Here is an 18,825-nt window from a genome sequence, read left to right as displayed (position 1 = left end):
AGCTTACATTTTCTAAGATCCTCGACTCCTTTTCCAGCCGGTCAGATTTTTTCTACACCCTTAAATGCGAAGAGCCTATTTACTCCACCAGATGACCATTCAAGTTTCTGCAGCACAGTGGACGGATTTCAAGGTAGTGAAGCCGATTTAATCATCGTTTCCCTAGTGAGAAACAATGACAAAGGTAGCCTGCGAAGCGCTCTTGGTTTCTTAGTTGATGAGCGACGAATGAACGTACTCTTAAGCCGCGCTCGTTACCAGTTGATCATAATTGGTTCTTATCAATTCATCAAAGAGTGGGCAGGACAGATCGAGAAAGCGCCATCATTTTCTGGCTATCAAGATGGTGAATTCTTAGCAAAACTCTTCAGCAAGCTAGAAAGTTATCGGCAACAAGAAAAACTCACGCTATTACCATGGACTGAATTATCCCCCAGCACTCAAATAAATCAAAAAAAGCCAAACTCCAATCGTAAAAGAAACCCCATCCAGGTTAACAAGCCAAATAATTTAAGTGCACGCAACAACAATGGGGATAAAAAATGACAACTACACGCCCATCTATATTTGTTAAAGTTCCATTTTGCCAAGGCCAGCACCGATTCAAGATACTCAAAGGCCAAAATTGGGGCGCTGTAGATCATTTGCTATTACAGGAGGTAGTAAATCAACCTTGTTCAGCTCAAGAGCTAGCAGAGCAATCGAATCTTCCACGACGTCTAATCATCGAGATTATGATTCCGTTTATGCGCGTTGGCTGGATTCAGCTCTCAAAAGAGCCTCAGCACTACGTTTTTCAAGCTACTATTCGCGGCATTATTGTTTCCCAGCACGCTGAACTCCCTGTTGAAAAAGAACCTATAATTTCTTTTCGTCAGTTCATAATCGACCCAGCCACTGGCGATTGTTATAGAGTTGGAAGCAGACAACAAAGCTTTCAAGTGTACAGCAATTACAGATCAAATGAGATTCTTCGAGAGAAGAAAAGCCTGACTGCCGAATTAAACTTTAAGAGCCCGCATACATTGCCGGACCTGACTGACATATATGAGTGCGTTGCAGAGGCCGATGAGGAAGTCATAAGCTATGAAGAACACGCAATCGAAAAACCATACAGTCAAACCGTAAAGTTTGCAATCGCAATAGTGGATGAGTTTGATAATATCACTGGCTTACCAGCAGAAGCTTCAAGCGAGCTGCGATCGCAAATCATCGATGCGGCACACAAGAAACTAGAGTTCATAAAGTTACTTGGCGATCAATCAAACTCTAAAAGTAGCAGCGTCATGCAGCACGACGCGATTTCAACAGAACAATCATATATCGAGCACCCTCTATCATGCGACCAATACGAGTTAATACTTGGCGCAGAGCACCATCAACAACACCTTCTTGACACCATTGAAACTGCACATTCTCGCTTAATAATCCACTCAACATTTATCTCAACCTCAAACTTAGAAAAAATAATTCCGCACCTACTAGAGGCAGCCAAGCGATCAGTTCAAATTGATATTCTATGGGGACAGGTAGAACCTGACGACGCCTCAAAAATGCAACAATATGAAGAGACTTTAAACACTTTAAAATCTCTGAATCAGATGGTTATCGATAGTGGATTAAGCACACTCTTAACATTCCACATCGAGCCAACGAACTCTCACGCTAAATTTATTATTTCCGACACCCAATCCAAGGGCTACTCCGCAACTGTCGGTTCATGTAACTGGCTAGCCAGTGGCTTCAATCGATTCGAAGCCTCAGTGAATGTCCAACAACCTGGAATAGTTATTGAACTATTAACTATAGCCAGTCGGTTGTCGCGGGGGTTATCAAGAGTATCTAACAGCTTGAGCCGCGAACTAGCAGTTCTGGCAAATAAACTTAAGAGCAGAAACACTCAATCAGAATCGAAAGAAGAGACTTCAGGCGATCTAACAGCCAAGTTAGTGCTTAAGACATATCACCATGAGTATTTAAGAAAGGCTCGTGATGAAGCCACACAAGATATCTTCGTGTGTAGTCATCGACTTAGCCACTTTGCAGAGAGGCCAATAATAGCACCTCTGATAGCATCAGTGAAACAACCTGAAGCCATTGCAGCCCAAGTCTACTATGGAGCATTAAGCGGAGGGTTAAAGGCTAATGAAGCAGCCATGATTTCAGACAAGCTAGGTGCACTAGGCATCAAAATTGAAAAGGCTAACCGCCCCATGATTCATGCAAAAATATTAACTTGGGATGACAGTCACGCAGTAGTAACAAGCCTGAATTGGCTATCAGCATCTACGACAGGCAACAACTATGATGAAATAGGCATATATCTTCAGGGTGACGATGTAGCCAAGAAAATAAAAGCAGCCTTCACTAAATACACTAAATAGAACACCGCCCCTCTACCTTTACTCTTTAGAAAGCACACACAAAGAATACACAAGGTAGAGGGGAAGCAAATCAACTGCCATTACCAGCTACAAGGCTCTTTCTTTAAAACAAGCATAATTTTTTGCGAGTTATGTGAACCTGAAAGGGGGCGCTGAGGATGACCGGCGGTTACCTAGGTAATCCAGGATGTGGCAGCATGATTGACATAGTGATAATATTGACCATTATTCATGTGCGCCTAGGCGTGAACCACAGGGTGGCTACAGGGATCTTCGGATCGCACCCCGCTTCTGATGAAAGTCAGATGGCCCAGTGCCAGGTAACAGCGTTCTGCCCCGTCGAACGTATATAATCGACGGCTGAGAATCCCGCCATGAGCGGGATTCGCCTTTCTGGCCCTTCACTTTTGCGGCTTCGCCCAATTCTGCACTTCGTTGGGGCATTGCCTCTTGGGTTTTCTTTGCGAATCCCTCGCGACCTTGAAGACGCTGAACCCCTTTTTGTTGATCGGGGTATTCAGAGAGCCTTCGCCAGTGCGTACGGCATATGCGCTGGTGACGTGAATCCGAAGCAAGCGGCGTTCACGATAAAACGCTAGGCATACGTTGTATTGTTCCAGTAGACCGGTAGCGTTATTCAACACGCTCATGGTGAAAACCGCTCGCCTTCCGTTTGGCAGATCGTCGCGGCATCCAGCCTCTCTATGATGCCTTGAGCTGCTTTGAGGCTTCCTAACGTTCGACGACTAAGGATTTCGGCTCACTGTTAATGTAGAAAATTTCTCCAATCGACTAAGAAATCCGGGCGATCAAAATCGCCCCGAACCGTCTAGACAGCAGAGCCCAACCGATAGACTTCAGCGTTTCCTCGAGTTCCGACATATCTCGGTGCCGTCATGCACGGCGTAGGTTCTTTTCTACGCGCTGCAAGCGTTTCAGCCCCAACAGCGGGTTGGCCTTAGTCAGCAAAGGCTCGACATCATCGTGATGGTCTGCGGTTCACGATGCTGCGGGACGTCCGCGCAGACGTAGTGAGCGGACGAACGCTTACAGACGCCTGTCGAAGATAAACGAGGCCGATTTCATTGAGGTACAGAAGAGTGGGTAATTGCACCGACTTGACCACCTATTTGCATTCGACCTGACCAGGCGCTTGCATCAGATTTAACCAGCACACTACGTGTCCTTGACCGGCAGAAGTCGGCCAAAAGCGGTCTGTCAACGGAATCGATATGACAGACCTTTGCATCGTATTGACTTATCTATTGGAGTGACTCTCCCAGAGCGCTCGCAATATCGGAAGCTTGAACGTGAAGACCATACATCGAGCCCGAATGATGTTTGATCTTTCGGATTCTTCGGCCCACCACCACCGGATTTCTCACGCGCAGTTCATGACGATCCTTCAAAAGCCCCGCATTGATTGATCTGAAGATCCAATTTGGCCGAAGCAAACCAGCAACGCTAGTATCAATTTCTTCAAGGCACACCCTGACGAGCTTGACCAACGTAATCGTCTCACTCGGAGAAAAGGTTGTTGGAGATTTGTCTCCGAAAATCAGGCCGGGGATGGATGAGCGTGCCTCCCAGAATCTCTGAAGACCTGGTGCGTCGTGCTTCAGGAGCTTCGAGTACTCGCTCGAAAGCTCGGTCGCCCCGTGGATTACGTGGTTTCGCCTTAATCTCAGGTATTTAACCGTCCTCAGCAATAAGGGCTCTATTGGCACTGTATGCGTCACCAAATGCTGATTTAACGTCTCATCAATGGGATCAGCCAGTGTAATCGGGGTTTCAGCTATATCACCCCAGTGCCGTAAAACAGCCTCGATGAAGAGAAGCAATTGCTCGACTGCGAAAGCGAAGCTCACTCCCAGTGATGTATTGAGTTGAGCATCACGAAACGACAACAGGCTTGTCATTGGAACGTGTATTCGCTCGGCGAACTCGTTGTCAGGGAACACTTCGCTCGTGAATTCAGTCGGGCGCAACGTCGCTAACTCCTGCCATCGCGCAGCGACGTCTTCGTGCATAAACAGGGTGAGGCACAATTGGTCGTTGACGCTCGCTAATGCTCGCATGTGGACGTTGCGAATGGGCGTTTTGGTCGGTAGCGACATTCAGAGTTCTCTTGAGTCTTAAAAGGTGGCTGGCATTAGATTGTCACGAATGAGCAGAGAATTCCCAGGGCTGGAGTGGTTGATCCGAAGCGCCCCTGGTTCGTGACACCTCTAACGGCTGCAAAGGTCGTTCTCTTCCGGTCATGGCCACGCAGCGTGATGGTCAAATCCGATGCAAATGACTGGTCAGGCGAATGCAAATGGGTGGGCAAGTCCATGCAATTACCCAGTCCACGAAACCAGGGGAGACTCGTTGGGCTAGGTTGGGCAAAAAATCAAAACTGTCGTAACACCGATTTTTGAGTGTATGCGCGCATGGCTTAGCAAATACAAACTAAAGACCCTATTTAACCCATTGATTTGGCTGGTTTTTTCGCATCACATGAAAAATTATATGTAGCTAGCGGGCACCACGTTGCTCCAACAAGTGAGATTCGTGCCTATACGCCGGGCAATATTGGCGACAGGATCATGCCATATTGATATCATGCAAGCCATTACCCAATCATGGAGTTCAAGATTTAATGGACTATATAACTAAGAAAATCGGTGACAAGTCTAATCTCTTCCAATTTAACGGTGACCATAGAGAGGCTGCAACCCAAGAACAATCTAGGCTGGAATATTTACTGATACTTATACTAAGCTACCTATGGAATAAAAATATAGATAAGATTGATAAAGATATTAGAGACCGTTGTATTCGCGAAATAGATCGCCCTTCGATCGGCTCAATATTGGAAATCTCAAGAAGCTTGGATATAGACAACGAATCTTTTGGAAATAATCGATTTAAGAAATTCCGCGAAACCATAAACTCTTATCCAAAAATAAGAAATGAGAAAATTGGTCATGGCTTTTCATTTGAAGATGACTCTGTAGAGCTTTACAAAAAATTTATTGATCTCTATGACACGCTTACAAAATCTCCTCCAGATTTCTTAAAGGGTGATATTGATATTGTCAAAGTCATGAGTTCCGATGAGAAAAATTATAAAGCTATAATCTATAAAGCTACTGGGGATTATGCACCAGTTACGATTCCAAAACAGAAGGTTGAGCTTCAAGTAAACTCAACTTATATAAAATCGAAAAACTCGTACAGCAAAATCTCACCCTTTATCGTAATAAGCGGAATTGATGAGTTTTATATTTATTCTTACACGGAAGACAAGCTTGCAGCGCGAGCATTATTCAACAGATTGCTCACAACAGAAAGAAGGTACTTTGACGTCCCCGAAATAAATTCAGCGTCTATTGAAGATTATGATTCAAGGAGACGTTCAGCGAATGGGACCATCGTAAACAACTATGTCAACAATTACAAAAAGTACATTGATACAAGCATAGTAAAAAAGCTGCTAACTTTCCTAAAAAATAATAAATCAACCGTTTTTGCAACATTATGGGGGCACGGTGGCGTAGGAAAAACTGCCGCCATCCAACGTGGATGCGAAACATTATTACAGGGACAGCACAAACATTTTGACTACATAGTATTTGCATCCGCCAAGGATAGGTATTACAACTATTACACTGGAGAAATAGAACAAATTGATAGTTCTGCAGACTCCCTTGACGCGATAATCAGATTTATAAATAAAACCATATTCAATCAAGAAAGCGCAAATGACGAGGAAATAATAAATTTCCAAGGTCACTCTTTGATTGTCTTAGATGATTATGAAACATTTTCTACCGAAGAAAAAATAAAAATAATAGAATTTATAAAAAAACTTAATATCTCGCATCACAAAGTCGTAATCACAACAAGGTCTGCGAGTCACATCACGGGTGAAGAAATTCAAGTAGAAGAGCTAACTTCAAAAGAAACTTTGGAATTCTTCGATAGCGTAATAGAAAATGAGCTGAACATCGACCCCAGCCAATACAGACGCTTACTTGACTTAGCTGACTTCGAAAAAAAACTCCACGAACTAACCAGTGGCAGACCACTTTTCATATTCCAGGCAGCAATGGTTTATGGAGAGTCAGGCTCTATATCCGAAAGCATAAAAATAAATCTCGGAACACAAGAAACAGCAATGCAGTTTCTTTACGGACGAATTTTCAACTATTTGTCAACTGATGCAAAAAAAGTCTTCAGTGCTATTGGTCTATTAATTACAGAGGCAGACTTAACAAATGTACTCTCAAAGTTAAGATACATATTAAATATGGAAAGCGACGCCCAGCGTTTTGAGCTTGCAATAGAAGAACTTACAAAATTAAAAATTATAAAAATAACCGACTCTAAATTCTTTAAAGTGTACTCATCTGAAATTGCAAGCATGATGCATCAATCATTTAAAGACGAAGGTGATGCAGGCGGTATCAAACATAGACTATTACTAATTGGCAGCGACAAAAAACTAGATACAGACCTATCGCTGCTCGATGATGCCGACAACTCTAGAGTTTCACGGAGACTTACCGACGTAATTAATAAGTACAGGCACATCATCTCTCGGCAAGCAACGCCAGAAAACATAAAAATAAAGGCAATTATAAATCTTGCAAAATATTTAATAGAAGATGAAGGCGACTTTGAACAAGGAATAGCCACCTTAGGAGAATTCCATCATCGCTATAGCTCGAACCCCCACTTTGTAAAAATTTATGCAGCATACATGTGGCGCGGAGACGAAGCAGAAAAATATAAGGCTATAGATGCGGTGCGCACGGTAATTAACTCAAGGATATTAGACGATAACTCGTCTGAGAAATACATTTTTCTCTCCACACTTATGAGCTACGAGACGTCCTTACTCACTCAACAGAGAGAGGATATCAAAAGCGCTCTGAACCTAGATGAAATATCAAAAGAAAATTACAAAAAAATATTTTCTGAACAAAGAGATTCTTTTTTTAGGATATATAAGCACCCTGGAGAACTAATACTCAAAACTTTGCGAGATGACACACTTAAGGATTTTGATAACGAAACCAAACTCAGCTGCCTGAGTGGGCTATCCAGTCTTTTAGAAGTTTGTCTACGCCGGCAAATGTATGACGAAATAGATGAGATACTAAAATACACCTTTAATAATTTAAAGTATAATTATCACGATGGATTAAAACGAAAACTTGAAAGAATAAATCGAGTTAGAAGTTCCGACTTAAAGCACTATGATGACTATATTACGCCGGGCAGTATTGGTGATCGTTTTAATAGCATCCCCGCAAAACCAAAACTATCTTTGAAGCCCAAAGGCTCTCTAGGGATAGCCCTGCTATCAGCGATGAAAGATGCGGAGCCTGCAGAATAAATAACCTTTCCCCGCTGAGCGTTTCTCTCAGCGGGGCCTATATTTATCGAGGCTTGCTTCGGACACGTCTCAAAACCGCCATCAGTAGTGCATCAGTGGCTACGCCGCTGTTCATCTGCGACTCCATTGACCCACCAATGATCTGGCGTGAAAACAGATCGAGCACCACGGCCAAATACAGCCAGCCTCCATATGTTCGGATGTAGGTAATTGTTGGGCTCTCTAACATCGAACTGGCGTTTCAGTAAGTTTGATTAGACAACCGCTGGTTTACCCAGATTTTCCTGGTCGCCGCCGATATTCAGTCTGAGAACGCAAACCCTCAAAGCGCGTCAGCCTATCCACCCGATGACTGTCCATGGTGTATAGCTCCCATATATGATCAACTGCGCGCGAAGTCCCCTTTTACTAATCGTTAAGTTTCAAGGATAGGCATGGAAGAATGTCCAAATAGAAAAATATTTGACTCACTATCATCATCATTTGATCGAATTGATGAAGCTGCTTGGTTCATTCGACTAATGGAGAAAAACTATCATTCGGCCGACAAATTCAGGTGGTCTCTAAACTCATTCCTGAGAACCCTGAAAGAAGTAATGCAATTGGTCTCCATGGAGACCCAAAGAAATAAAGAAATAAGCAAGCTTGTGTCCGCAAAAAAATCGCTTTATCAAAAGATCCATTAATAGCGTTCCTCTATAAGCAAAGAGATATCGTAGTTCACAAGGAAATGCTAAAGCCAGCAAGCAGCGGAAGTGTTGGGTTTACTCGTGGCAGAGGCATGAAGCTAGGATTGGGGCTGCCAATTGATCCTTTAAGCGATAGTAAAGAAGCAATTAAGAGATATATTTACACTGCTGCAAAAAAAGATGACTTCTTGGGGATCCTCTATACCGAAGAGGACGGTGGTGGCGAGTACACCTGTGTTCAAAGGCAATGGAGGTTGTCTCAGTTTCCTGACATGGAAATTACTAAGCTAGCGGCCTCTGCGTGGGAAAAGGTAGCTCAAGCATTTTTCGATGTGGCCGGTGAAATGGGGGCAGAGCTCATAAAGCCCACATTTAAACTTGGCAACCCCAACAAAGTTCAGTTCGAGATATATAATCCTGAGTGGGTAAGAGAGCAGCTAGAGCACTTCAAAAAGTTGGTCGCGGACAATCAAGCTAAGTGATTAATTTAACTCGTTTGCATCACTCAAGTTCTGCCTTGATAGGCGGAAAATATTTACTTCCGGCTTGTTCCTAGCTTGCGATGTCCGGCAGCATCTAGTCGGTTATTGTCCATGGTGGTTGTCCGCTTCTGGCCGCTCTCCGCCGATCACAACAGGCAGAAAACGGCATCTCTGGTCACCCCTACCTAAGTGACAGCTCTAAATTCTGCGGCGCATTCTCCCTGGAGGCGCCCCATAAACCTCCTTAAATTTTTTGCTGAACGCCGCCTGCGATTGGTAACCAACCTGCAAGGCAATATCTTTTAATCCCAGATGCGAATGACTCAGCAGGCTGAACGCCAATTCCATACGGACTTGCGTAAGCAATACCCATGGCGACACACCAGCCACACGAACGAACGCCCGCATGAAAGATGCTCGGGACATGCACGCGATATCTGCTAGATTTTGGATGGTCCACTCGTGCGCAGGATCAGCCAACATCGCCTGCCATACGGGGCCCAGACGTTTATCGCTGAGCAAGGCGAGCGTGCCGATGTCTTGGCCATGGCTAGATAGATGGGCGCGAAGGATCAGGGTGAATAACGCCTGAGAAAGAGCATCGAGCAAAAATTTTGCTCCAATCTGATCGCCGTCTGCTTCCCCGCGTAATAAATCGACCAGAGACTGTAATGGTCCATCCGCTGGGAGCGTGCCGCTGGGTATCAACAGGTAGTCAGGTAATGAAGCAAATAGCAACGAAGTTCGGTTGAAGTGAAAGCAGCCGCATAGCATGTCCAGATCCGCACTCACGCCGCCAATGCGATGTATGGGCAATATGCCAGCGTCGATACGCTTTGCCGATACCAATGTTGGCGCAACAGCTTTGCCCGGACTATGCAGCACATGCGGCGCACCACCCGGCAGGAGCAGAACGTCGCCGGCGCGCATAGAAAGACGCTGCCCGCTTGGAAGCTCCACCCGACACTCACCCGACAGCACCACGTGGTATGGCGCTTTGCCCAGCGCTTCCTGCTCATGCTCCAGGGACCAGTCACCCTGAAATTGGCAACGTAAATCCAGACTGCCACGAACATTGGCGAGGCTGATGAGCTTGTCGATCGAATTCATTTGAGCGCATCGCAGAAAAAACAGAGCGTATCGAACTAATCAAAATAGGACTAGGGCATACACTAAACAAGGTTAAACATTACACCCAACCCCCCTCAGGAGTTACCGCAATGTTCATTAACTGGTCCGAATTATTACCCTCCATCCAGAAAGCTTTCGGCGCGCTGGGCAAAAGTAATCCAAAAATGGTCAAAGCCTACATGGCCCTCGGAGAAGCCTCTGCCGAAAACGATGTGCTCGACACCAAGACCCGCGAATTGATCTCCATTGCAGTCGCCATCACTACACGCTGCGACGGCTGTATTGCAGCTCACACTGATGCGGCCATTAAGGCTGGTGCGAGCCGCGAGGAAGTGGCTGCGACCTTGGCCACTGCGATCTCGTTGAACGCAGGCGCCGCTTATATTTATTCACTGCGCGCTCTTGAGGCGTACGACACCTTGAAAAAATAGCTCTTTCGCCATAACTCCACCGGCCCCGCACACTTAAACGTGCCGGGGCTTACCTGATACATCCAGACGTCAGCCACTTGTTGAGACGATCGAACAATAACTTGAGCATGACGCACAAAAGCGTCTCGCGGCTAAGCCTCAGACTGGTTTCACATTCCAAATATTCGGATAAGTCTGATGCTCGCTTCATTCACTACATGGCTGCAATTCATCAGCAAGCTCGACACCCTTGGCACACACCTCATGAGACTGGCGATCGCCGTAGTTTTCTTGTGGATCGGGGCGCTCAAATTCGCGCCTTACGAAGCCGATAGCATTACCCCATTTGTCGCCAACAGCCCGTTTATGTCTTTTTTTTATGAACATCCCGAGGATTACAAGGCACACCTGACCCACGAGGGTGAATTGAATGCGGAAAAGCGCGTCTGGCAGACCGCAAATAACACATACATCTTTTCCAACGGCCTGGGCGTAGTAGAAATTCTGATCGGTCTGCTGGTGCTTTCCAACCCGATCTCGCGACGCGCCGGTCTGCTTGGTGGGGCGCTGGCCTTCGGTACACCGCTGGTGACCTTAACCTTCCTGCTCACCACACCTGAAGCCTGGGTACCGGATCTTGGTGATGGTGAACATGGCTTTCCATTCCTGTCTGGTGCAGGACGCCTAGTGCTCAAAGATCTCTTGATGCTGGCCGGCGCTCTTCCGGTGATGGCTGATTCCGCCCGTCAGTTATTGCAAGAGCGGCGCCCCTAGTTTTCTTTTAAAGCCTTGAAATCTGAATCGCCTCAAGCTTCGTAGATACCTCCGAGAGGCTGCTTGTGGCCGACTTCTGCCGGTCAAGGACACGCAGTGTGCTGGTCAAATCCGATGCAAACGCCTGGTTAGGTCGAATGCAAATGACTGGTCAGCGCAAATGCAATCAGATGGTCAGTTGCGATGCAATTTCCCGATTGCGTGCGGAAGAAATGAGGGTTATATCCGTGGCTTGTGCGTCCGCAAACGCACGATAGTGCCGCATCAAGTAAATTGAGACGGTCATGGATAAGTTGGCGAAAGCGTTAGGAGAACGCATCCGAGTGCAGAGGAAGGCCTGCCGGATTTCCCAGGGTGCACTGGCGCTGGCGTGCCATATCGACCGCAGTTACGTAGGGCGGATCGAGCGCGGCGAGGTCAACATCACCGTCGAGAAGCTGTATCGCATTGCAAGCGTGCTTGCATGCGATCCATGCGGCCTACTGCCTCCGGTGGCGTTCTACCCCGTTAACACGGAAACTTTCGAGTAAGCTCACGCCGAAGTGAAGTTCATGTCATTGTTATTACGCAGCAGGGGTTCGACCTTCGACGAGCGGCTATAAGCCATCGAGCGTTCCAGATCAATCACCCGTTGCCACAACTTCATATTCTGAGCCAGCACGTTGTCACGCTGTATCTGAGCGATTGACAGCGTTTTTTCCAGCGCTGCCAGCTGACTTTCCATCTGCCGGATTTGTCTGCTGCTCAATGAACCCGTCCCTTTGTTGGCCCCTGCCCGAACCGCCTCGATTTGTGCCAGTAGCGGTAAATGCGCTTTGCGCGACTTCTTCAAGTAGCCACGGTCAAATCCTGCTTCCAGACTAACTATGCTGGCGGTGAGTTTCGACAGGTCTAAGCCCACATGCTCGGGCACAACAGGTTTCCCAACCAAGAGGCGCTGTAAGGCTTCCTCGCAAGTGCTCACCCCCTTGCTTGTTCCGTCACGAGACTTCATCGTTAAACCTCCACTGAGTCAATCAGGTGGGCTTTGAAGGCGGTTAAACGTTCAATGTCGCCCTTCAAAATTTGATATTCGCCGGAGCCTTCTGCGTAGCTGCACAACTCATCCGTCGCATCCTGAATCGCCGCATTAAGCTTATCGGGCTTGATGATCGCGCCCACGCAATACAGGCATTCCGTGTAGTCACCGAGCAAGAAAGAGTCACAGCGGCCCACCTTTGAACAGCCACCCAGCAACGTCGGCCGGTAACTAATTTCACCGTTTTTCACCCGTTGTTCGGTGTCAGCGCGCACATCCTCAATCTGAATCTCACCCGACTTAATCCGCTCTTTCTGTTTCTCCATGTACGAGCCGGTGCCGCCGAACAGCGGTTCCTCATCAAACAGAAGATCGGCAATCAACTGGTTCGCCACCGACATGGGTATGGCCATCTGATACTCGAAGGCGAAGTGATTGCTTGGCAGCACAAAGTCTTTCTTCTTGTCGTCGTAGTAGCCAAAAACGGTGCGCAGGTTATCGTAGTGATTCGAGTAATAGCGCGCCATTTCAATCGTCATGTGTTTGAACTGCACCCGCAACGTCGGCAACGAAAGAAAACCGCTACTGCTGCCATAGAATGACAGCGAGCGCCGAAACTGATGACTTGTCAACGGCCAGGGCTGGCCGACAGCAAACGCTGGCTCATCGTAGAAGTCTCGCGAAGGATCACTCAGCGCCAGTTCCTCTAAGTCCTCTTTCTTGATCAACAGTCGGAGCAGAGCAATTCCTCGTGAATCCTTAAAATTCGTCACGCCAACCTCGGCTCTGTTCCGCGTATAACAAAGAACGGAGGGATTGAGAAACAGCGGGCAGTGGGCATCCAACTCAATTTTGTAGAGTTTGGCGAGGCCGCGACAAATCGCCTGGGCGATTTCGACCGCCCTGACGACCTCCCCCGGCGCGAACCATGTGCCTTCTTTCTTGTAGCCGGTGAACTTCGTGGTGGTCGAGAACACTTTTACTGACTGCGGCTTATCACGCTCAATGCCTTGGTCATCGACAACTGCCTGCCTGACGACTTGATCGGAAAAACAGTGATACGGAATTCGCATCACCTCCTGATCGCGCATGCCGGTATAGAGGTGGATTACCGTTTTCACCACATCCTGCATCTGGCTCAAGCTTCGTTGCAGGCTCCTTAAATGAGGGCACTCAAACTCACCGGCAAACACTGAACTCAGACCGTGATCCTTGATCGCTTGCGCCATGTCGGGTCGCCAGTGTGCCTTGCCACCGACACCCAGACATCTCTGACGGACATAAGTGATCCCGTAATAATCATCAGTAAAGCAGGCGATAAAGGATTCGAAACGTCCAACACCTAGATAAAGCTGATCGAGCAGGTCGCCGGTAAGATTGATGAGCTTCAAATAGATTCGAGTCGGAATGACTGGGTGCTGTTTGTAGTCGGGTCGTTCATCGTCAAAGTTGGCGGGATTGAGCACGGCATAACCCAGCCGTGCTTCGCCCACCCTGGCCAGTCCTTGCAAAATCCCAGCAAGAACCTTTTTACTAAAGCTACTTTGGCCAATAAAAGCCCCCAGATAAACCGGCACGGTAAAGAGCTGCTGTAAGTACAGTACGCCAACCATGGGCTTCTGTTTCTGCTCATAACAGAACTGAATGGCCACGCGCAGCACGACCCAATACTGGTTCAATGTGCTTGCACTCAGTCCACCTCTTCGCCCGCCACCGGCAAAATAGATAATGCAATACAGCAGATATTTGGCTTCTTCTATCAGCGCCTGCTGCTCTTGCCCACTTTCATCGAGCACCGTATCAAAAAGTATTCGGTTGATTTTGTTTGCACTCAGCCGGTAAGGGTTAAAGTCCCAAACGGGCTCCCCGTATACCGCTGTGGCGTTGCCGCTCTCATCACGACAAAGAACGAAAGCGGGCGCGGGTTTGCCGAGGAGCTGCGACGCTTTATCTGGCTCACTGGTCGGCAGAAACTGTCCGCTGGTAAAGAGACTGCCAATGGACTGGACGACAGCGTTCAAAATACCACCCCCATTTTTTCATAACGGCTCAGGCGGTTTTCCCAGAACGTCGTGAGTTCACCGTATTCAAACACCTTAGCCTTGATCGCTTCGACCAACTGCGCCACCGCATCCGAACGCTCGCCAAGCGCCTCAAGGATGAATTCGATTCGGATCGACAACTCCTTGTAGAGCGCTTCAGCATGTGCCGCATCAGGCGCTGCTTTACGCACCGCATTGATCACATACTGCAAGCTCACAATCTTGTGTAGGTCTTCTTCATCGCTGTGACAGATATAGTGCTCACAGTACAAGCAGCCATATTGGCTGCGGCAGTTCGGCTCTATTGCAACAGCCACAGAATCGCGCACAAAGATGGGCTGACTGAACCCGTCACAGTGGCCCGTCGCCGTTGCGATCTCGACCTTGGCGAGCCCCTGGCTGCGCTCACGCACGACTTGAGCGGCATGATGCATGGCCCGCCAGAACTGTCCGAACTCCGCTGCCTGCTGCTCAGGCGTTGCCTCTGAATAAGTCGAAAGATTCACCGCACCGCTGTGATTCAAGCTTGCCGCTACCGTGGACGGCGACACGCCAGCGGTGTGCATCCCCAAGCTCTTGTGCTTGCGCATCTTGCGCGGCGAAAGAATCTTCACCTTGGGGTCGAGGAAGTTGCCGCTGACGGTTCTGAAGAACCGAGACATCATTTCAGTTGTCTTAAAACAAGAAAATTCGTGATTGGTACCTACTCGTTCGCCAGTCGCAGGCATCGTAAAGAACAACCCCTCATGTGTCGCGCCATTCAGAATCCACTCACGAAGCTTCAGGTACTCGTTGAGCAGCGGCAAACCTGTGTCCCGCCCGATGTTGTAGAGAGTTGCTTTCCCGCCCGCCCGGAACTTCACAGCCGACAGCTGTTTCGTGATTGGAGACTTCTCAACTTCGAGCGCGTCTGCATATCTAAACTGGTCAAACTCGGTCGGAGTAGCGCCTGTGATCATCACGAGAAGATTCGCATAGGCCTTCGCGGCAAGACCCGCCACTTGAAGCCGGTGCCAGTGGCGCTCATCTTCGTTGGCCGAATCCAAGTTCGCCTTTGCGGCTACTAGATCGCGCTCTGCTTCCGATTTATAGAGTCGCCCTCGCCCGTTTTTTTCTCCAGCTGCCCGCCACTCTTCGACCGTCGCAATCCGTCGCTCGCCGGCATTATATGAAGACGGCGACTCTTTAAATGGGCCAACCCAACCGTGGTTTGATGGAAACCCAACCACCTCATAATCCCTGATACTTACAACGAAGGGATAGGGCTGGTTGTTCAGGACGAAAGCGCTGCATTGCCGGGCAATGGCCAAACAAGCGTCCCGGTACACCTCAACATGGGCACCGCTGGCTGCTTCAGAGCCCTTCTCCGCAATTATCCTGACCGCACCCGCGAGAATATAGTGGCTCTCTTCTGGATAAAGCAGCTCAATAACTATGGAAGCATTGCGCTGATAATTTAGCGCACTTCTAGGCTTCCATGCCTGATGGGCAATTTGATGATTCAGGTGCGCAGTATAGTTTTGATAGGCTTCCTGGGCTTGCGGTGCACTGGCAAACACTTCTCTGTAGCCTTGCGCGTTCAGCCAGTCAATAAAGTATTCGATGATTCTCAATCGCGCTCGGACACTCGAATCACGCAGACCGACCAAGGACTCCAGTAGCCTCATAACCAGTTCACGGCGGCTTTCAACAAAAGACTCAATCACTACCGGCGTGCCGCGATCATCCCAAACGTTTTCATTCTCGCCACGAATGACATACGCGAAACTGCCAATATCAAACGGCTTCTTCATCTCCTTCGGAGACAGTTGCAGGCGCAAACGCTCAGGCTCGGCAAACTCATGGGTGATTTCACTTAGCTTAATAATCTGCGTATTTGCACGATGCTCGAATTGTTCACGGCTATTCATCGTGCGCCTCCACCTTCAGCATCGCGTAGCCGCCATTGAACAACTTATCCTCCCAAATCTCTTGGGCAATGACCTTTTCGTGAGTCATCTTGAACAATTTTAGATAGTTCTCTGTCGTTTCTCTGGACTCGTGGTGCATGCGCTTCTGAATAAAGTCGATGTCTTCGCCAGGCTTCATCGCTCCTTCCTGCACCAATGGCTGCAAGCGCTGGTAGAGCTGATAGCCATAGGTCGCTCGCAGCCAGTGATATGAAAAGTCTTTCGGAAATGGGCTAGAGGCTTTTTGGATCAATTTGCGCTTAATTGTTTCCGTCACCTGTCCTGTCTGCGGCGACTTCACAATCGTATAGCGCGGATCGCTTTCGGCCATGTAATAGCAGTTGCCTTGATCGGAGAGAAACAAATACATATCGTCCTCGGCCACCGACAGGCCGGGGTGACTGGACTCTAACTGAGCGCGGAACTTCTTTCGCCGCGCTTTCATCATAGGGCTTTCGGAAAGCGTGATCAGTTCTTCGGCAAGTTGCTTAGGAACGTACAGGACTTGCGGTTTGTCGTATTTCGTATCAATGCCTGTGCCGGGGCCGGCATGTAATTTATAGGCACCCTCAGGCTGCAGCCTGTCCTCTGTAAAGCCCTTCATATGCTTCAAGCGTATGGTCAGAACGGTTTGCTTGCGGGCACCCGTCATTAGCGCGGTCATCAAGATCAATCGCTCAACCACAGACCATTCTTTTTCTTTGCGAATGGCGGCAAGAAACGAACCCAACTCACGATTGGAAAGCGGCCTAAGATCATCGCCATCTTCCCGCACGAACCCCAGCGGTACAGAACTAACCGGTGCCGTGCGCCGCGTTTGACTGCGTTTTTCTGCTTCTATGACCTTGTAGCCTTTAGAACCCTGCACCATGAACCGTACCTGCTTGATCGTATCGACACGCTTGATGTCGAGATCATGCCAATGCTCGGAAACGTATTTGTAAAAGTGATAAACAGCGGCGGTATATTGATTGATCACCTGATTACTGCGATGGCCTTCATTAATCAGGTGATAGAAGTATTTATAGGTAGGACGATGCGGAGGTCGAGCACCGGAAAAGTCTTCCCAATCTAGATTTTCATCCTCACAAAACAGTAGGTAATCAAGTAGTTTGCTTGCACGACGCCGAACGTCATCAGTGCGCCGATTTAGCGGAGCCTTGTCACGCATGAGACTGAGCAAATAATCGTTCGCTTCGTGCCAGGGATCGCCATTCGCATGAAATAGAAACGGGAAGTTGAACAAATCCCGATCATGCCCGCCGCCGACTTCATCGAGCTGGAAAACGATTCTGGAGCCATCCCCTTCGAGCCCCAAGGTGGCCGAACCTGTTGGGGCTTCATGGACATATAGACTGGCGAAGGCATCACGCAGATGCGAGATAAGAATCAGTCGGCCTTGGTGAAGCGGATTAATATAGGACATGGCTACCTCCCCGTCTCAGAAGGTAGTCAAGCCTATATGTTACGCAATTTCAAATTACTCCTTATCTGTCAACCTACTCTTGTTAAGCGATTCAACCCACGGGTCCAACTTATGGAATAGTTTGGGATAACGCCCTTTCAGGTCTTTTTTCACTTCGGCATAGGTGCTGCGCCAGAAGTTGCCCAGGTCTTGGGTGACTTGCACCGGACGCCGGGCGGGTGACAGCAGGTGCAGTTTGACCACCTGCCGCCCGCCCGCGATGCGCGGGGTGTCTGCCAGGCCAAAGAGTTCTTGCAGGCGCACCGCAAGAATCGGCGGGTGCTCGCTGTAGTCCAGACGCACCGACGAACCCGACGGCACTTTGATGTGCTGCGGTGCCAGCTCGTCAAGACGCTGGGGCAGCGGCCATTTGAGCAGGTTATGCACAATGCTCGACAGGTCGAGGTTGGCAAAATGGCTCAGCCGCGACACCCGCCCCAGGTACGGCCCCAGCCAGTCTTCAAGCCCGGCCAGCAACGCCGCATCGCTCACGTCCGGCCATTCGCTTTGGCCCTGGTTGCTCACATCGAGCTGACGCAGCAACGCCACCCGCGCTTGCCACTGCCGCAGTTCAGGCGTCCAGGGGAGTAATTCCAGGCCTTTGCGCCGCACCAGATTGACCAGTGCCTGAATCCGCGACGCCTCATCAAGGCCAGTCAGGGGTTCACGGCTTAATACCAGTTCGCCCACTTTTCGCTGACGTTCGGCGCGCAATACCCCTTCGCGCTCGTCCCAGTCCAACTGATCCACCACGCTGACTTGCTCACTGAGCACACTGTCCAGCAGCGCCGGATCAAACTCGGCGGCCAAGTAAATGCGCTCTTCACGCTGGCCCTGACGGCTGCCCAAATCGGCAACCACCAGCCACGGCTGTTTCATCAAGCCATCGACTTCGCTGAACAACGCCGCCCGGCCATTGGCCAGCCGGTATTCGGCGCCGCCGGGCTTGCGCTGTTGCGCGATACGGTCGGGATAGGCCAGCGCCAGCAAGGCGCCCAGCCAACGCGAATGATCGGGATCAGCCACCGGCTGGGCGGGCTTGCCGCGCAAGTAGCCCTGATATTGCCGGGCCAGTTGCCTGGCGCGCTGCACCCC

At 48.8% G+C, this 18,825-nt stretch carries 14 protein-coding genes and 1 pseudogene; 7 read left to right on the top strand and 8 right to left on the bottom strand.

What is annotated here, in order from left to right:
• Together GHO32_RS25320 and GHO32_RS25315 are read left to right on the top strand one after the other, a co-directional pair.
• A partial coding sequence (locus GHO32_RS25320) for a C-terminal helicase domain-containing protein (RefSeq protein ID WP_256678629.1) occupies window positions 1–546 on the top strand: 546 nt, incomplete at its 5' end.
• On the top strand, window positions 543–2,384 hold the full coding sequence (locus GHO32_RS25315) for a phospholipase D-like domain-containing protein (protein WP_153426134.1): 1,842 nt from the start codon (window positions 543–545) through the stop codon (window positions 2,382–2,384). The genes GHO32_RS25320 and GHO32_RS25315, both read left to right, overlap by 4 nt.
• Before the next feature lie 1,262 nt (window positions 2,385–3,646).
• On the opposite strand, the gene GHO32_RS25310 is transcribed toward GHO32_RS25315, so the two are convergent.
• Entirely contained in the window at window positions 3,647–4,501 is an 855-nt protein-coding gene (locus tag GHO32_RS25310) for a hypothetical protein (RefSeq protein WP_153426135.1), read from the bottom strand.
• A 524-nt stretch (window positions 4,502–5,025) separates the two neighbouring features.
• Between GHO32_RS25310 and GHO32_RS25305 the strand changes: the two genes are divergently transcribed.
• Entirely contained in the window at window positions 5,026–7,770 is a 2,745-nt protein-coding gene (locus tag GHO32_RS25305) for an NB-ARC domain-containing protein (protein WP_153443051.1), read from the top strand.
• A 64-nt stretch (window positions 7,771–7,834) separates the two neighbouring features.
• On the opposite strand, the pseudogene GHO32_RS25300 reads toward GHO32_RS25305, so the two are convergent.
• Window positions 7,835–8,121 (bottom strand): annotated as a pseudogene (locus GHO32_RS25300) (DDE-type integrase/transposase/recombinase); the annotation flags it as partial.
• Between the two features lie 430 nt (window positions 8,122–8,551).
• Between GHO32_RS25300 and GHO32_RS26680 the strand changes: the two are divergent.
• Window positions 8,552–8,941, top strand: a complete 390-nt coding sequence (locus GHO32_RS26680) for a hypothetical protein (protein ID WP_218581162.1) — start codon at window positions 8,552–8,554, stop codon at window positions 8,939–8,941.
• A gap of 198 nt (window positions 8,942–9,139) precedes the next feature.
• Here the strand turns inward: GHO32_RS26680 and GHO32_RS25290 are convergent, their stop codons facing one another.
• Entirely contained in the window at window positions 9,140–10,051 is a 912-nt protein-coding gene (locus tag GHO32_RS25290) for an AraC family transcriptional regulator (protein ID WP_047273856.1), read from the bottom strand.
• A gap of 110 nt (window positions 10,052–10,161) precedes the next feature.
• Here GHO32_RS25290 and GHO32_RS25285 point away from each other — a divergent pair, with 110 nt between their 5' ends.
• The 3 genes from GHO32_RS25285 to GHO32_RS25275 all read left to right on the top strand — a co-directional run bounded on the left by GHO32_RS25285 (window position 10,162) and on the right by GHO32_RS25275 (window position 11,786).
• Window positions 10,162–10,503: a carboxymuconolactone decarboxylase family protein gene (locus GHO32_RS25285; RefSeq protein WP_016779377.1), complete on the top strand. Its 342-nt coding sequence runs from the start codon at window positions 10,162–10,164 to the stop codon at window positions 10,501–10,503.
• A 177-nt stretch (window positions 10,504–10,680) separates the two neighbouring features.
• Window positions 10,681–11,256: a reactive chlorine resistance membrane protein RclC gene (gene rclC, locus GHO32_RS25280; RefSeq protein WP_016779378.1), complete on the top strand. Its 576-nt coding sequence runs from the start codon at window positions 10,681–10,683 to the stop codon at window positions 11,254–11,256.
• Between the two features lie 284 nt (window positions 11,257–11,540).
• Window positions 11,541–11,786: a helix-turn-helix domain-containing protein gene (locus GHO32_RS25275; RefSeq protein ID WP_153426160.1), complete on the top strand. Its 246-nt coding sequence runs from the start codon at window positions 11,541–11,543 to the stop codon at window positions 11,784–11,786.
• 2 nt (window positions 11,787–11,788) lie between these two features.
• Here GHO32_RS25275 and GHO32_RS25270 read toward each other — a convergent pair whose 3' ends face one another.
• From GHO32_RS25270 to GHO32_RS25250, 5 genes are all read right to left on the bottom strand, one after another.
• Window positions 11,789–12,250: a hypothetical protein gene (locus GHO32_RS25270; RefSeq protein WP_153426159.1), complete on the bottom strand. Its 462-nt coding sequence runs from the start codon at window positions 12,248–12,250 to the stop codon at window positions 11,789–11,791.
• Window positions 12,251–12,252: 2 nt separating this feature from the next.
• Complete coding sequence (locus tag GHO32_RS25265; protein ID WP_153426158.1) at window positions 12,253–14,295, bottom strand: integrase; 2,043 nt, start codon at window positions 14,293–14,295, stop codon at window positions 12,253–12,255.
• Entirely contained in the window at window positions 14,292–16,226 is a 1,935-nt protein-coding gene (locus tag GHO32_RS25260) for a hypothetical protein (protein ID WP_153426157.1), read from the bottom strand. The genes GHO32_RS25265 and GHO32_RS25260 overlap by 4 nt, the downstream gene beginning before the upstream one ends.
• Window positions 16,219–17,691 (bottom strand): site-specific integrase, encoded by a 1,473-nt coding sequence (locus GHO32_RS25255; protein WP_153426156.1) that lies wholly within the window; start codon window positions 17,689–17,691, stop codon window positions 16,219–16,221. Before GHO32_RS25255 ends, GHO32_RS25260 begins: the two co-directional genes overlap by 8 nt.
• A 54-nt stretch (window positions 17,692–17,745) precedes the next feature.
• On the bottom strand, window positions 17,746–18,825 hold a 1,080-nt coding region (locus GHO32_RS25250), incomplete at its 5' end, for an ATP-dependent helicase C-terminal domain-containing protein (RefSeq protein WP_306167690.1).

This window comes from Pseudomonas sp. FSL R10-2189 (assembly GCF_009600325.1).
Classification (GTDB): domain Bacteria; phylum Pseudomonadota; class Gammaproteobacteria; order Pseudomonadales; family Pseudomonadaceae; genus Aquipseudomonas; species Aquipseudomonas helleri.
The sequence above is the reverse complement of the archived record's forward strand: the minus strand, read 5'-3'. Positions and strand labels throughout refer to the sequence as shown.

Excerpts from the sequence above, each read along its gene's own strand:
- rclC (WP_016779378.1), top strand. The coding sequence starts at position 10,681 with ATGCTCGCTTCATTCACTACATGGCTGCAATTCATCAGCAAGCTCGAC.
- GHO32_RS25290 (WP_047273856.1), bottom strand. The coding sequence starts at position 10,051 with ATGAATTCGATCGACAAGCTCATCAGCCTCGCCAATGTTCGTGGCAGT.
- GHO32_RS25305 (WP_153443051.1), top strand. The coding sequence starts at position 5,026 with ATGGACTATATAACTAAGAAAATCGGTGACAAGTCTAATCTCTTCCAA.
- GHO32_RS25315 (WP_153426134.1), top strand. The coding sequence starts at position 543 with ATGACAACTACACGCCCATCTATATTTGTTAAAGTTCCATTTTGCCAA.
- GHO32_RS25270 (WP_153426159.1), bottom strand. The coding sequence starts at position 12,250 with ATGAAGTCTCGTGACGGAACAAGCAAGGGGGTGAGCACTTGCGAGGAA.
- GHO32_RS25275 (WP_153426160.1), top strand. The coding sequence starts at position 11,541 with ATGGATAAGTTGGCGAAAGCGTTAGGAGAACGCATCCGAGTGCAGAGG.
- GHO32_RS25310 (WP_153426135.1), bottom strand. The coding sequence starts at position 4,501 with ATGTCGCTACCGACCAAAACGCCCATTCGCAACGTCCACATGCGAGCA.
- GHO32_RS25260 (WP_153426157.1), bottom strand. The coding sequence starts at position 16,226 with ATGAATAGCCGTGAACAATTCGAGCATCGTGCAAATACGCAGATTATT.
- GHO32_RS25285 (WP_016779377.1), top strand. The coding sequence starts at position 10,162 with ATGTTCATTAACTGGTCCGAATTATTACCCTCCATCCAGAAAGCTTTC.
- GHO32_RS25255 (WP_153426156.1), bottom strand. The coding sequence starts at position 17,691 with ATGTCCTATATTAATCCGCTTCACCAAGGCCGACTGATTCTTATCTCG.
- GHO32_RS26680 (WP_218581162.1), top strand. The coding sequence starts at position 8,552 with ATGAAGCTAGGATTGGGGCTGCCAATTGATCCTTTAAGCGATAGTAAA.